The 14,538-nt window shown below is 71.6% G+C and carries 11 protein-coding genes; 3 read left to right on the top strand and 8 right to left on the bottom strand.

Going from position 1 to position 14,538, the window contains the following annotated elements; all coding sequences use genetic code 11:
- Nucleotides 1-145: 145 nt before the first annotated feature.
- From pepN to ACH4YL_RS30310, 3 genes are all read right to left on the bottom strand, one after another.
- Nucleotides 146-2,635 (bottom strand): aminopeptidase N, encoded by a 2,490-nt coding sequence (gene pepN / locus ACH4YL_RS30320; RefSeq protein WP_398510646.1) that lies wholly within the window; start codon nt 2,633-2,635, stop codon nt 146-148.
- A gap of 125 nt (nt 2,636-2,760) precedes the next feature.
- On the bottom strand, nt 2,761-3,087 hold the full coding sequence (locus tag ACH4YL_RS30315) for a chorismate mutase (protein WP_398510645.1): 327 nt from the start codon (nt 3,085-3,087) through the stop codon (nt 2,761-2,763).
- Between the two features lie 34 nt (nt 3,088-3,121).
- Entirely contained in the window at nt 3,122-4,000 is an 879-nt protein-coding gene (locus ACH4YL_RS30310) for a helix-turn-helix domain-containing protein (RefSeq protein ID WP_398510644.1), read from the bottom strand.
- A gap of 147 nt (nt 4,001-4,147) precedes the next feature.
- On the opposite strand from ACH4YL_RS30310, the gene ACH4YL_RS30305 reads away from it, so the two are divergent.
- Complete coding sequence (locus ACH4YL_RS30305; protein ID WP_398510657.1) at nt 4,148-5,893, top strand: beta-galactosidase family protein; 1,746 nt, start codon at nt 4,148-4,150, stop codon at nt 5,891-5,893.
- 89 nt (nt 5,894-5,982) lie between these two features.
- On the opposite strand, the gene ACH4YL_RS30300 is transcribed toward ACH4YL_RS30305, so the two are convergent.
- A complete protein-coding gene (locus tag ACH4YL_RS30300; protein ID WP_398510643.1) occupies nt 5,983-9,057 on the bottom strand; it encodes an endo-alpha-N-acetylgalactosaminidase family protein in 3,075 nt (1,024 codons plus the stop codon).
- A 165-nt stretch (nt 9,058-9,222) separates the two neighbouring features.
- Nucleotides 9,223-9,990, bottom strand: coding sequence for a S1 family peptidase (locus ACH4YL_RS30295; RefSeq protein WP_398510642.1), 768 nt, complete (start codon nt 9,988-9,990; stop codon nt 9,223-9,225).
- Nucleotides 9,991-10,233: 243 nt separating this feature from the next.
- Between ACH4YL_RS30295 and ACH4YL_RS30290 the strand changes: the two genes are divergently transcribed.
- Both ACH4YL_RS30290 and ACH4YL_RS30285 read left to right on the top strand, forming a co-directional pair.
- Nucleotides 10,234-11,181: a hypothetical protein gene (locus ACH4YL_RS30290; protein WP_398510641.1), complete on the top strand. Its 948-nt coding sequence runs from the start codon at nt 10,234-10,236 to the stop codon at nt 11,179-11,181.
- 23 nt (nt 11,182-11,204) lie between these two features.
- On the top strand, nt 11,205-12,761 hold the full coding sequence (locus ACH4YL_RS30285) for an ankyrin repeat domain-containing protein (RefSeq protein ID WP_398510640.1): 1,557 nt from the start codon (nt 11,205-11,207) through the stop codon (nt 12,759-12,761).
- A gap of 12 nt (nt 12,762-12,773) precedes the next feature.
- Here the strand turns inward: ACH4YL_RS30285 and ACH4YL_RS30280 are convergent, their stop codons facing one another.
- The 3 genes from ACH4YL_RS30280 to ACH4YL_RS30270 all read right to left on the bottom strand — a co-directional run bounded on the left by ACH4YL_RS30280 (nt 12,774) and on the right by ACH4YL_RS30270 (nt 14,537).
- Entirely contained in the window at nt 12,774-13,160 is a 387-nt protein-coding gene (locus ACH4YL_RS30280) for a barstar family protein (protein WP_398510639.1), read from the bottom strand.
- An 18-nt stretch (nt 13,161-13,178) separates the two neighbouring features.
- The gene (locus ACH4YL_RS30275) at nt 13,179-13,568 is read right to left on the bottom strand and encodes a ribonuclease domain-containing protein (RefSeq protein ID WP_398510638.1); all 390 of its coding nucleotides are present in this window, start codon (nt 13,566-13,568) and stop codon (nt 13,179-13,181) included.
- An 84-nt stretch (nt 13,569-13,652) separates the two neighbouring features.
- Nucleotides 13,653-14,537 carry an SDR family oxidoreductase gene (locus tag ACH4YL_RS30270; protein WP_398510637.1) on the bottom strand — a complete coding sequence of 295 codons (885 nt, stop codon included), beginning with the start codon at nt 14,535-14,537 and terminating at the stop codon, nt 13,653-13,655.
- Nucleotide 14,538: the final 1 nt, after the last annotated feature.

Raw genomic sequence — 14,538 nt, 5'->3', positions numbered from 1 at the left:
GCCCGCCCCCCCCCCGCCCGCCCCCCCCCCCCCCCCCCCCACGCCCCCCCCCCCGCCCCCGCCCCCCCCCCCCCCACCCCCCCCCCCCCCCCGCCCCGCCCCCCCGCCGCCCCCCCCCCCCCCCCCCCCCCCCCCCCGCGACGGGCTACGCGTTCCGGACCGACAACGCCCTGCGCAGGTCGTCCAGTTGGTCGACCAGTTTGCGGCGGAGGGCCGGGATCATGGCCGACTCGTCGAGGCAGCGTTCGCCCAGGGCGAGGGATTCCGCGTCCACCGCGTGGAGCGGGAAGGCGTACCGGCCCGCCGCCTCCGCGATCGCCGGGCCACGGCGGGACGCGAGGGCGATCGAGTCGGGGTAGTAGCGGGGGACGTACTCCCGTACCAGGTCCGCCTGTTCGGGCTGCCAGAAGCCCTGGGCCGTGGCCGTGAACAGGTAGTTGGAGAGCGAGTCGGCGCTGAACAGGCTCTGCCAGGCCGCCTCCTTCGCCTCCGGAGTGGGGAGTGCGGCCCGGCAGCGGGCCGCGCCCTCCTGGCCCGTGGCGCTGGGGTCGCGGTCCAGTTCCGCGGCGATCGACGCTTCGTCCGTCGCGCCGAGCACGGCGAGGCGGTAGAGGGTGCGCCAGCGCAGCTCGGGGTCGAGCTCCGGGCCGCCGGTGACGCTGCCGTCGGTGAGCCAGTGCTGGATGGTCTCCGGCTGCGCGGTGGCGTCGATGTAGTGGCGTACCGCGGTGAGCCGCAGACCGGGGTCGCTGCCGTCCTCCGTGCGGCGCAGCAGATCGCGGCAGATGCCGCGGATCGCGCGCAGCGCCTCGGGCCGCTCGTCGTCGGGCAGATAGCGGTCGGCGAGCTGCGACGCGGCGAACGCCAGGACGCCCTGGACGATAGCGAGGTCGGACTCGCGCGGGAGGTGGGCACGGGCGGCGTCGAGATAGGCGGTGGGCGGGAGCTGGCCGTCGCGGACCATGTCGCGCGCCGCGTTCCACACGACCGCGCGGGTCAGCGGGTCGGGCAGCCCGGACAGCGAGCGTACGGCCGTGTCCCAGGAGGTCGCGTCGAGGCGGACCTTGGCGTACGTCGGGTCGCCGTCGTTGAGGAGGACGAGGGCCGGACGGCGGCCGGGCTGCGCGCCGTTGTCGCTGTACGGGATGTCCAGTTCGAACCGGTTGCGCAGGACGAGCCGGCCCGCGTCCACCGGGTCGGTGTCGTACGCGCCGACGGCGATGCGGTGCGGGCGGCTGCCGTCGCGGTTGATCGACAGCGACCAGGTGCCGTTGGTCTCGGCGACGGTCGGCGTGAGCGTGTCGACACCGGTCGTGCGCAGCCAGGAGTCGGCCCAGCCGTGCACATCGCGGTCGGTGGCCTGGGCGAGCGAGTCGATGAAGTCGGCGAGCGTGGCGTTGCCGAACTTGTGCCGGGCGAAGTGGATGTTGATGCCGGCGAGGAAGTCCTTCTCTCCCATCCAGGTGACGAGCTGGCGCAGGGCCGACGCGCCCTTGGCGTAGGAAATGCCGTCGAAGTTGAGCATCGCGGACGCGGTGTCGGGCACGGCGTCCGGGTCGGGTGCGACGGGGTGGGTGGAGGGCCGCTGGTCGGCGTCGTAGCCCCAGGACTTGCGGCCGATGCCGAAGTCGACCCAGGTGTCGGTGAAGCGGGTGGCCTCGGAGAGCGTCTGGTAGCCCATGTACTCGGCGAAGGACTCGTTCAGCCAGATGTCGTCCCACCACTTGAGCGTGACGAGGTCGCCGAACCACATGTGGGCCATCTCGTGGGCGATCACCATGGCGCGGGTCTGCCGCTCGGTGTCGGTGACGGCGGAGCGGTAGACGAACTCGTCGCGGAAGGTGACCAGGCCCGGGTTCTCCATGGCCCCGGCGTTGAACTCGGGCACGAAGGCCTGGTCGTACGAGTCGAAGGGGTACGGCTCCTCGAACTTCTCGTGGTACCGGTCGTAGCACTGCCGGGTGACCTCGAAGAGCTCGTCGGCGTCCGCGTCGAGATAGGGCGCGAGGGAGCGGCGGCAGTGCAGGCCGAACGGCAGTCCGGCGTGCTCGGTGCGCACGGAGTGCCACGGCCCTGCGGCGACGGCCACGAAGTAGGTGGCGAGCGGCTGCGTCGGGGCGCAGGTCCAGACGCCGTCGTCGCCCTGCGTGGCGATGGTGTTGCCGAGAACGGTCCAGCCCTCGGGCGCGGTCACGGAGAGCTCGAATACGGCCTTGAGGTCGGGCTGGTCGAAGGCGGCGAAGACGCGCTGGACGTCCTCCATGAACAGCTGGGTGTAGACGTAGGTCTGGCCGTCGGTGGGGTCGGTGAAGCGGTGCATGCCTTCGCCGGTGCGGGAGTAGCGCATGTCCGCCTCGACGCGCAGCTCGTGCTCGCCGGCGCTCAGGCCGGTGAGCGGGAGCCGGTTCTCGACGAGCGACTCGAGGTCGATGGGCCGACCGTCGAGGGTGACGGAGTGCAGCACGGCCGGCTTGAGCTCGACGAAGGTGTCCCCGGCCGCGCGCGCGGTGAACTGGATGACGGTACGGGAAGCGAAATCCTCTTCGCCGGCCGTCAGATCGAGGGCGATCGTGTACCGGTGTACGTCGAGGAGCTGGGCACGGGTCTGCGCTTCGTCGCGCGTGAGTACGGACATGTGAGCCATGCTGCCTGATGGGTCCCGTTCCGCACACGGGGTATCGGTTGCGCTTCGGTCGCAGTGCCGTCACCGGACATGACGCACGGTGCCGTACCACGCATGGGACGACCCGTGGTGCGGGACTACGCGTCGTGCGTGGCCTCGGGGTTGGCGGCGATCGTCTCGTGGTGCCTGATCACCTCGGCGATGATGAAGTTCAGCAGCTTCTCGGCGAACGCCGGGTCGAGCCTGGCGCTCTCGGCGAGCTGGCGCAGCCGCTCGATCTGGCGGGCCTCGCGGTCCGGGTCGGCCGGCGGCAGCTGGTGCTGGGCCTTGAGCCGGCCGACCTGCTGGGTGCACTTGAAGCGTTCGGCGAGCATGTGGACGACGGCGGCGTCGATGTTGTCGATGCTCTCCCGCAGCCGGTTCAGTTCGGCTCGTACGCTCTCGTCGATGTCCCTCGTGGTCATGGTCATCGAGCTTACGTGGCCCGGCCGGGGCCGATCACGTGGCGATCGTGGGCGGGTGATCGGGATCGGGGATCTGGGTGCTCCAGCCGCCGGGGACGGCACGGCCCTGCTGTTCGCGGAAGCGGACCGGAGCCGTGCCGACACGGCGGGTGAACAGCCGGGAGAAGTACGCCGGGTCCTCGTAGCCGACGCGGCGGGCGACCGCGGCGACGGGCAGTTCGGTGGCCGCGAGCAGTTCCTTGGCCCGGCCGAGGCGGATGCTCAGCAGATAGTCCTTGGGGCTGCAGCCCGCGCCGCGGCGGACGGCCGTGCGCAGTTCGGCGGCCGTCATGCCGTGCCGGGCCGCGTGCTCGGCGACCGAGAGCGGCAGGTAGGCGTCGCGGGCGAGCGCGGTGAGCACCGGGTCGCCGGCGGCGTTGGTGTCGGCGCGGGCGCGGCGCAGCGCGACGAGCAGTTCATGGACGGCGGCGGCCGTCTCGACCTCCAGGAGCGGATTGCCGCGGCGGGCGGCCCTGGCTATGCGGCCGACGGCGGCGCGTGCGCCGGCGGCGTCGGAGAGCGGGACCACGGGCCGGTCCGGCTCGATGTATCCGAGCTCGGTGTACGTGGCGGTGGCGGGCCCGGTGAAGTCGACAAAGCTCTCGTCCCAGCCGCTGCCCGGATCCGGACCGTAATGATGAGGTGTGCCCGGAGTGAGCCAGATCAGCGCGGGCGCGGTGACGGTGGTGCGCCGGCCGTCGGGAGCGCGGAACCAGCCGCCGCCCGCGCTGATCACGACGGCGACATGGTGGTCCAGCGTGCGGGGGCCCACCGTCGGCAGCACGCCGTGCTGGAGGCCGACGCCGAGACAGACCAGGCCGAGGCGGTGATGGACCGGACTCGGAGTGAAATAGCGCATCCACGTGTGGTACATCCGACCTCCCGCCCGCCGGTCCGTCCGCGTCCAACAGCTGGTCCACACGCTATACGTCCAAACAACGCTGATCTTTGTCCATGGACCCGCTCACCGCCAGAGCGCGATCGTTGAAAGCCGTACATGATCATTGTGAGGGGTGGGACGGTGGCGGACTTCACCGTGGGCGAGACGGACTTTCTGCTGGACGGGCGGCCGGTGCGGCTGCTGTCGGGAGCGCTGCACTACTTCCGGGTGCACGAGGAGCACTGGGACCACCGGCTGGCGATGCTGCGGGCCATGGGTCTCAACTGCGTCGAGACGTACGTCCCGTGGAATCTGCACGAGCCCGAGCCGGGCCGGTACGACGACGCGGACGCGCTCGGCCGGTTTCTGGACGCGGCGCACGCGGCCGGGCTGTGGGCGATCGTGCGGCCGGGTCCGTACATCTGCGCCGAGTGGGACAACGGCGGGCTTCCGCACTGGCTGACGGGCCGCATCGGACGGCGGGTGCGCACCGAGGACCCGGAGTATCTGGGCCATGTGGAACGCTGGTTCACCCGGCTGCTCCCGCAGGTCGTGGCGCGCCAGATCGACCGCGGCGGACCGGTGATCATGGTGCAGGCGGAGAACGAGTACGGCAGTTACGGCACCGACCAGGCCTATCTGCGGCATCTGGTCGAGCTGCTGGGGAGCTGCGGAGTGACCGTGCCGCTGTTCACCTCCGACGGGCCCGAGGACCATATGCTCACCGGCGGTTCGGTGCCGGGGGTGCTGGCGACGGTGAACTTCGGGTCGGGAGCCGCCGACGCCTTCGAGACGCTGCGCCGCCATCAGCCGGGCGGGCCGCTGATGTGCATGGAGTTCTGGTGCGGCTGGTTCGATCACTGGGGCGACGACCATGTCGTACGTCAGTCCGCGGACGCGGCCGCGACGCTGCAGGCGATCCTCGACGCGGGCGCGTCGGTGAATGTGTACATGGCGCACGGCGGCACGAACTTCGGCGGCTGGGCCGGGGCGAACCGTGCGGGCGATCTGGCGGATCTGGAACTGGAGCCGACGGTCACGTCCTACGACTACGACGCGCCGATCGACGAGGCCGGCCGGCCGACGGAGAAGTTCTGGAAGTTCCGCGAGATCCTGGGCCGCTACCTGGAGGGCCCGCTGCCCGAACTGCCGCCCGAGCCCGCGGTTCTGGGCGCGCGGCTGTCCGTCGAGCCGGGCGAGTGGGCGCCGCTCGGCGACGTGCTCGAGGTGCTCGGCGACGACGAGTGCGAGGGCCCGGTCCCGCCCACCTTCGAGGAACTGGGCGTGGACCGCGGCCTGGTCCGCTACCGCGTCCGCATCCCCGGCCCGCGCGCCCCGCTCCCGCTGAGCGTGGCGGGCCTCCGCGACCGGGCGGTGGTGTACGTCGACGGCGTCCGGGCGGGCGTGCTGAGCGGCGAGTACCAGTCCCTGGAGAAGCCGGTGCCGGGCCCGGCGTCGGTGGAGCTGTGGGTGGAGTCGCTGGGCCGGGTCAACTACGGCCCGCGGACGGGCGAGCCGAAGGGGATCACGAGCGGGGTGCTGCACGAGCGGCAGTTCCTGCACGGAGTGGGGGCACGCGGCCTGCGGCTCTCCGCCTTCGAGCCGGCGGCGGTGGCGAAGGTCCCCTTCCGGCCGCGCGACGGCAAGGGCCCCGGCCTGTACCGGGGCTCGCTCGACATCGCGCTGCCCGGGGACGCACGGCTCGAACTCCCGGGCTGGACACGGGGGTTCGTGTGGGTGAACGGCTTCTGCCTGGGCCGGTACTGGTCGGCGGGACCGCAGAGGTCGCTGTTCGTGCCGGGACCGGTGCTGCGGGAAGGCGCGAATGACGTGTGGGTGCTGGAGGTCGAGAACGCGGGTGAGGCGCTCTGCCTGTCCAGCAGCTGAGAGCTCCGCCCCCGGACCCCGGTACTGCGGGGTCCGGGGGCGGACCCGGTGGACCGGCCCGGCTGGACCGGCCCGGCTGGTCCTCTCGGCTAGACCTCTCGGACCTCGAACGCGTCAAGGGCGAACTCCGCCACCCCGTCCCCGCCCACCTTCCGCAGGCCCACCCAAGCCTCGCCCGATCCCGGTGCCGTGAACTCGTAAACGAACCAGGTCGGTTCGAGGGCCACCGGGAGCGGTTCGCGCGTCAGCTCGGCGTCGTCCGCACCCGTCACCCACGCGTACTCCCCCGCCTTCTCGTTCTCGTATCGGAACGAGACCCGGTACCGCTTGCCCGTCTCGAACCGCACCGTGTGCTGCACCGTCCGGTACACCAGACCCTCGTTCTCGCCGCGGGACTTCAGGGACTCCGTGCCGTCGATGACGTCGTCGATCGCCTTGCCGTTCCAGCCGCGCTGGGTGAACGGCGCGTGGCGCTGGGCGATATGGGTGCGCGGGTCCGTCGCGCCGCCCGCGTCGCCCTTGACGAAGGTGCCCCAGCCCTGCGGGACGTTCTGGAAGTCCTCGTACGCCACCGTGCCCGGCCGCGTCGTCGGCACGGAAGCGACGACCCGCAGATTGTCGAAGCGGACCCGCGCGTCGCCCGCCTCGGCCCGCAGGGTGAGGACCACCGGGCCCCCGCCCTCCGGCACCGTGAAGTACGTGAACATCCGCTGGAAGCGGGTCCCGTGCTTGCGGTCTGCCGCGACAAAGTTGACCGCGGTCGACACGTCCGTCCAGTTCAGGGCCGTGACCCCGTCCGCCGTGCGGACCTCCAGGCTCGCCCTGCGCCGGTCCCCCGCCCGTTCGCCGACCTCGACCTGCACCGACGCGGCGTACGTTCCCGGTGCGAGGCGGGCGAGCCGCTGGCCCGCCGCTGCCGCCGCGCCCGGGGCGATCACCAGCTCGTAGTCGCCGAGCGGGCTGAGCACGACGGACGCGGGACCGGCCACGGTCCAGCCGGACAGGGAGCCGGAGTTGAAGCCCGGGTCGTGCAGCGGTGTCGCCTCGCCCCAGCCCGGGTCGCGCGAGGCCCGCACCCGGCTGCGGTAGACGACGTACGGCTGGCCGGCCGATGCCTCGATGGTCACCCTGCCGGAGCGGACCGGCAGGTCGCCGACGTGCACCCGGCCCTGGTCGGTGAGCCGGTACAGCGCGACCCGCGAGGTGCCCGACCAGCCGCGGGGCAGCTGCCAACTGCTGCTGCCGCCCTGCGGGTTGTAGTGGTAGAGCTTGGCCGGGTCGGTCGCCTTCCGTGGCTCCCACGGCAGCAGATACCGCCCGCCCTCGTACACCAGACGCCCGTCCGTGGTGATGCGCCGGACGCCGCCCGCGTCGGAGACGGAGCTCGGGCCGAAGAAGGTGATCTCGTGGTCGGTCCACCGCTTGATCGGATGGGCCTGGAGATACTTCGCGGGCAGCGACTCGGTCCAGATCAGGTCGTAGAAGACGGTCCAGTCGGTCTTGCCGACCCAGCCCTCGAAGTTGCCGGTGCGCCCAATGCCCAGCAGCGTGGGCCACTTGTCGGCGAAGACGTCCTTCTGGTGGTTGCGGATGAAGCGGATCAGCCGGGAGTTGATGCCGCGCGAGGTGTCGGGGCCGTAGTCGGTCTCGGTGGCCCAGTGCGCCCACAGCGCGGAGCGTTCGAGGCCGTGGCCCCACTCGGTGGTGATCAGCCAGCCCTGTTCGCGCAGGGCCCGCTGAAGCCGGTCGGAGGTCCAGCCGGACTCGCGGAAGACGTCGATGTAGAGCATGTTGAGCGCCGGATCGGTCTCGGCGCGCAGCTCGGCGAAGCGCCGCACGATGTCGCCCGAGACAAGATCGCGGCGTTGGTCGATGCGGTACGACTGGTCGAGCCAGTCCCACTGCTGGTTGGTCTTGTCGACGAGCGTCTCGGAGAAGGCGTTGGCGACGGGGTAGGACTCGGTGGCGTTGACGTGCACGCCGAAGTCGCTGCCCCAGATTCGGCCGTTCCGCACGAGGGTGTTGAGGTCGTCGAGCCCGCCCGCACGCTTGTTGTGGTTGCCCGCGTAGTCCGGGTGGGCCGAGTCGTGGCCCTCCGACTGGTAGCCCTTGAGCAGCGTGTACTGGCGCAGTCCGTCCGTCGCCAGCGAGATCCGCTTGACCTGGTCGAGCGTGGCCAGGAACGGATTGGTCGCCTGCGAGGCGAAGTTGAACGGGATGTGCGGCACGACCCGCAGATGCTGCTCGTCCGCGCCGAGCGGGCTGACCATGATGTCGCGGAAGGCGATGGCCGCGTCCTGCCAGTCGACGACACCGTCCCCGTTGCGGTCGCGGGTCAGCACGACGGTGGCGTACGGAAGCGGCTCGACGGCGTCGACGGGCGCGGTGGCCGCGCGGTGGGTCCACTGCCCGGGCGCGAGCTGCGCCTTGGTGTAGCCGTCCTTCTTGAGGGTCTGCCGCCAGAGCCTGCCGTTGTCCCAGGTGGTGCCGGACGCGGAGGCGGGCAGGTCGTAGACGGTGTTGGTCTCGATCGCGCCGCCGAGCCGGTCGTGCGCGACCACGGCGTACGCGCAGCCCGTCGGCGCGGCGTCCGCGGCCGTGTCCGCGGTGACGCTGACGAGCGTGTCGCCGCTGGTCGCCTTGTCCAGCTGGATACGGGCGGCGAGCAGGGTCGCGCCGGGCTGGTCGCTGCGCACGGAGAGCAGCGCGAGTGCCGGGATCTGCACGGTGCCCACCCGCAGGGCCGCGGTGTCGGCGATACGGGTCACGCGCCAGTGGACCCGCCATCCCTCGACCCGGATCTCGACATCGATCTCGGTGGCGCCGAAAGCGAGCGTGTACGCGATCCGGTCCAGGCCGGCCCGCGCGCTGACCGTGGGAGTGCGGGCGACGGAGTCGATCAGCACCGAGGTGACCGGGTCCTCCTGCCCGTGGAGCTGCGCGCCCGTCCCGCGGTCGGTGTACGACACGATCCGCGGGAATCCGCCGTCGACGCGGACTTCGAGCTCGCTCGAGCGCAGCACCGTCTCGGCGGCGGGTCCGGCGGAGGGTGCTGTCGCGGCGGCCCGTGCGGTTCCCGGGGCTCCGAGAGCCGCACCGGCACCGGCAAGGGCCGTGGCGGCCACGACGGTTCTGCGACTGGGCCCGCGTTCTTCTGCGTACACGCTCGCTCCTTCTCGTCCACGGTGTTCCGTGCACGTCAAGATGCGTCGCGTGAGCGGGGCGGGCCCATGGACAAAGAAGGGGCAGGTGTTGGACTAACGACCGGGGAACCGGCCACCGGCGCTGTCCGACACCTGCCCCACCTGTTCTGCGGGGAAGCTCAGTTGCTACAGACCGGCCGCGGCGGACTTGATGGCGGCGGCGAAGGTGGACACCTCGGTGTACACACCCGGGAGGTTGGGCCGTGCGCAGCCCTCGCCCCAGCTCACGATGCCGACCTGGATCCAGGCACCGGCGTTGTCACGGCGGAACATCGGGCCGCCGGAGTCACCCTGGCAGGTGTCGACGCCGCCCTGTGTGTAGCCGGCGCAGATCTCTTCCCTCGCGATGAGGCTCGGGTACGACTGCTTGCAGGAGGCGTCGGAGACGAACGGGACCTGCGCCTTGAGCAGGTAGCGCTGCTGGCCGCCGCCCTCGCGGGCCGCACCCCAGCCGGCGACGGTGAAGGTGCCGCTGTTGTACGCCGTCGTGTCGGCGATCTTCAGCGTGGGCAGGTTGATCGGCTGGGCGAGCTTGATCAGCGCCCAGTCCTTGCCGTTGCCGTTGTAACCCGGGGCCTGGAGGACCTTGGTCGACCTGACCTTGATGGCACTGGAGCTCTGGAGGTCCACGACACCGGCGGTGGCGGTGATGCTCGTGTTGTTGCCGGAGCCGCTCACACAGTGCGCGGCGGTCAGCACGATCTGCTGGGTGAGCAGCGAGCCGCCACAGCCCATGGAGAGCCGGACCATGAACGGGAACTCACCCTGCGCGGCGCGGGTGCCGCCGACGACGGGCGGGGCGGCGGCCGAGGCCGTCGAGGGCTGGAGACTGATCGCGGCGAGGACGACGGCGCCGGCCGCCGCGCATCTCTGGAGGACGCGGAGAAGCTTCAACGGACTGCCTTTCGTGGGGGGTTCAGAAACACGTCCGTGCCGGATCCAGACGGCACCGCCCGGTGCTGACATGGGCCCGACAAGACGTGATCCGGATTATGGAGAGTGGGTGAGCCACGCCACAAGAAGTGGTTTTCAGCCAGTCGGCGGGCCGGGACGGACGGCCGTCCGTCGCCCGTGGCCGCCCGCCGCCGCCCCGTAGAGTTGAACCGGGTCGGCCGTCGTGCGTGGGGAGCAGGGGACGTGGTCGCGAAGGACAGCGAGGTCGTGCATGGCTATCCGCACCTCGACACCGTGCGGGCGGCGATCACCGCGCTGCACCGGCGTCTCTCCGCCGACGGCGTGCTCTCCTACGCGCCGAGCGTGCTGCCCGCCGATGTGGCCTTCGCCGACCACAACGACCTCCATCTCGGCGCCCAGCGGGTCGCGCGGGCCCTGGTGCAGCATCTGAAGCTGCCGGAGGCGCGGATGATCGTCAGCTTCCGCGAGATGGACCATGCGGCGAGCGTCGAACTCACGGCCGGACCGGAGTACTTCATCGAGCTGAACGACCGCTTCCGCACTCACCGCAGGGACATCGGGGCGGCGCTGGCCCACGAGATCATGCATGTGCTGCTGCACCGGCTCGGCCTCTCCTTCCCCGGCACCCGCGACAACGAGATCCTCACCGACACCGCGACAACCTATCTCGGCGCGGGCTGGCTGCTGCTCGACGCGTTCAGAGAGGACGGAGTGTCCAGCCAGAAGCTCGGCTATCTGACTCCGGAAGAGTTCGGTTACGTGCTCGCCAAGCGGTCGCTCGCCTTCGACGAGGACCCCAGGCCCTGGTTCACCAGCCCGCAGGGCTACACCGCGTACACCAAGGGCCGCGCCCAGGCGCTGCGCGACGCACAGCGGCCGCCGCTGACCACCGCGGGCTGGGCGGGCCGCCACCGCTATGCCAAGGACCGGCGGTACGCGCGGGAGAACCCGGGGCACGCGTCGGCCGGGCCCCACCCGGCCGACGAATCGTCCTCGCCCGCCGGATCGTCCTCGCCCGGATCGTCCTCGTACGCCTTCGAGCACGGCCCGGACGGGATGCGGGTCTCGTTCCCGTGTCCCACCTGCAACCAGCGCATCCGCGTCCCCGTGCGCGGGCGGGTGCGGGCCCGCTGTGGGCTGTGCCGGACGATTCTCGAATGCGACACCTGACCGTGCTTCCGTAGGCTCGAATCATGACGAAAGAGCCGACGGCGGACGTCCAGGATCTGCGGGAGCTGTTCGAGGCCGTGTACGGCGGGGACGACGACGCCGTGGTGCGGCTGCTGCGGGCCGGGGTGCCGGCCGACGCGACCGACGAGGACGGGGAGACGCCGCTGTACCGTGCGGCCGTCCAGGACGAAGTGGGCATCGTGCGGCTGCTGCTGGCCGCGGGCGCGGACCCGGAGCGCGGCAGCGGGACGGAGGGTGGCGACCTGCCCCTGTGCGGGGCCGCGGTCGGCGGTCACACCGAGGTCGTACGGGCCCTGCTCGCCGCGGGCGCCCGGCCGGATCTCACGGAGGCCTTCGGCTTCCGGGCGATGACCTGGGCGGTCGGACAGGGACACGCGGGCACCGTCGAGGCGCTGCTGGAGTACGGCGCCGACCCGGATCTCGTGGGCCCGAGCGGCGAGCCGCCGCTGGTGCTGGCAGCCCGTCGCGGCTCGCCGTCGACCGTACGGGCGCTGCTGCACCACGGCGCCCGCACACAGGAGGCGGCGCTGGCGGAGGCCCGTAAGTGGCTCGGCCGCGATGTCGAGCGGGAGGTGCGGCAGGGGCTGCTGGAGACGTTCGGCGAGGAGTACGAGACGGTGACGCGCCGGATCGAGGAGGACGGCGGAGTGACCGTCGTCGTCGAGGTGCTGCGGGACGGCCGGCCGACGGCGGGCAACGAGCAGCAGACCGGCCATGCGGCGATCGCGACGCTGCTGGAGACCGAGTTGGGCATCCAGACCCCGTACGCGGAACTGGCGGAGCGGGCTCTGCGCTGCGGTGATCCGGAGCGGGACGACTGGATCGAGGCGGTGATGGCGCTGTGGGGCCGCGGGGACGAGGAGACGTTCCAGGCGGCGGCCGCGTGGTGCGCGAGCGGGGACCCGATGCGGCAGGCGTTCGCGGCGGAGGTGCTGGCGCAGCTGGGGTTCGCGGACGAGAAGGACGGCTCCGGGACCGGCCCGGACGAGACACCGAACTCCGACGCACTACGGCCGTTCGCGGCGCGGGCGCTGCCGCTCCTGCGGGAACTGTCACGGGAGGCGCGGGAGCCGGAGCTGATCCAGGCGGTCGTTCTCGGGCTCGGGCACCACGGGGATCCCGCCGCGCTGCCGGAGATCCTGCGGCATGCCGAGCATCCGGACGCTGAGGTGCGCAACCAGGTGGCGCTCTCGCTGTTCGGACTGGTGCCCGGCGACCACCAGGAAGGCATCGAGACGCTGATCGCGCTCAGCCGCGACCCGGAGGTCCATGTCAGGGACTGGGCGACGACGGCGCTGGCGGGCGTGGACGCCGATGTGCCCGTGCTCAGCGATGCGCTGGCGGCCCGGCTCGACGACCCGGACATCTGCACCGCGGCGGAGGCGGCGTACGGTCTGGCGAAGCGTCAGGACCCGCGCGCCGTACCGGTGCTGGAGCGCATCCTCGCGGACGAGGACCCGGACGGCTACGCCTACGAGACGGCCGTGGACGCCGTGCGCCATATCGAGGACGAGCGGATCAGGCGGCGGCTCGAAGGCACGGTGCCGCGCTGCCGCTGACCGGGAGTTTCGTCAGAGCAGCCGCAGCGCGCCCGGCGCCCGCTCCTCCATGATCTCCACCAGCCAGTCGAAGACCGTCGGCCCCCGGCCGGCCTTGGCCCGGTCCAACTCCTCCTGGAACGCAGCCTTGTTCGTGGGATGCGCCCGCGCCAGCCGAAGCTCCAGCCGGCGTACGGTCTCCTGCTGCCCCAGCGCCCGGCGCGAGGTCTCGTGGTCACGCCACTCGATGACGAAGTCGCCGTCGTCGGGCGTGCCCATGCCGCCGCTGAGGCAGTCCGCGAAGGAGTCGAGACTGCGGCCGAAGTATCCCTCCGGCCCGTTCACGGCCTCACCGATCACTCGCCAGAAGGCGTCCAGGCCGGTGACCTCCGCCCCGTCGATCACATAGGTCTTGGTCACGGGGCGGAGGATACCGGCTCAGCAGCCGTAGTCGACGAGGTCGAACGAGGCGTAGTGGTCGGCGGTGTAGTAGTCCTCTTCGAACGACTCACCGGTGACGATGCGGCGTGCGCCGCGGTTGGAGGAGCCCGGCGTCTTGACGGTGTACTCGTGGTAGTAGCCGGTCGAGTGCTGGGGCAGGATGCCTTCCCGGTTCTGGAAGACCGTGCCGTCCTGGGGGTACGGGAACGGCCCGTCCGATTCGATCAGATCCAGTGTGGTGTGGGCCTGTGAGGGGAGGTCGGAGTAGCAGATGTCACCGACCGCGGCGATGGCCGCGGGGGTGGCGGTGGCCTGCCCGCCGATGAGGAGGGTGGAGGCGAGCGCGGCGGCTGCGCCGATGGCGGCGATTCGTGGGGGGATTCGCATGTCGGCCATCATGACGCGCGTAGACATGGACGCGTCAATGCCAATTCCCTTGAGTTTTCTGTGAATTAACCTGAGGCAACCGGTTCAGCGCGAGCCGTACACAGGCTGCGACGGCTGAGCTTCCGACAGGAGTTTGAGCGCCGCGTCGCCCGCCTCCGCCGGAGTCCAGCGAGCGCCCTTGTCCGTCGTCGGGCCCGGACGCCAGCCCTCCATGACCGTGATGCGGCCCGCCTCGGCCTCGAAGACCCGGCCGGTCACGCCCGCGCTCGCGGCGGAGCCGAGCCAGACGACGAGCGGCGAGACATCCTCGGGCAGCGCGGCCAGAGCGGCGAAGGTCTGCTCGGTCATCCGCGTACGGGCGGCCGGCGCGATGGCGTTGACCTGGACGCCGTACCGGCCCATCTCGGCCGCCGCGACCAGCGTCAGACCGACGATCCCGGCCTTGGCCGCCGCATAGTTGCCCTGCCCGACACTGCCCAGCAGACCTGCTCCGGACGTGGTGTTGACGACGCGGGCCGCGACCTGCCGCCCGGACTTCGCCTCGGAACGCCAGTGCGCGGCCGCGTACTTCAGCGGCAGGAAGTGGCCCTTCACATGCACCCGCATGACCGCGTCCCAGTCGTCCTCGTCGAGGTTGACGAGCATCCGGTCACGCAGAAAACCCGCGTTGTTGACCAGAGTGTCGAGGTGTCCGTACGCATTCAGCGCGGCGGCGACGAGTGAGGCGGCGCCGTCACCGGTCGCGATGTCACCGCCGTGCGCCACCGCCTCGCCGCCCGCGGCCACGATCTCGTCGACGACCTGCTGGGCGGGGTCGTCGCCCGAGCCGCCGGAGCCGTCGAGGCCGACGCCCAGGTCGTTGACGACGACCTTCGCGCCCTCGGCGGCGAAGGCGAGCGCGTGCGCGCGGCCGAGGCCGCGGCCCGCGCCGGTGACGATCACCACTCGGCCTTCGCAGATCCCTGTCATG

It is taken from the genome of Streptomyces sp. NPDC020681 (assembly GCF_044334895.1).
Classification (GTDB): Bacteria; Actinomycetota; Actinomycetes; order Streptomycetales; family Streptomycetaceae; genus Streptomyces.
Note: the sequence above shows the minus strand (reverse complement) of the source record. Positions and strands in the feature narration are given on the sequence as shown.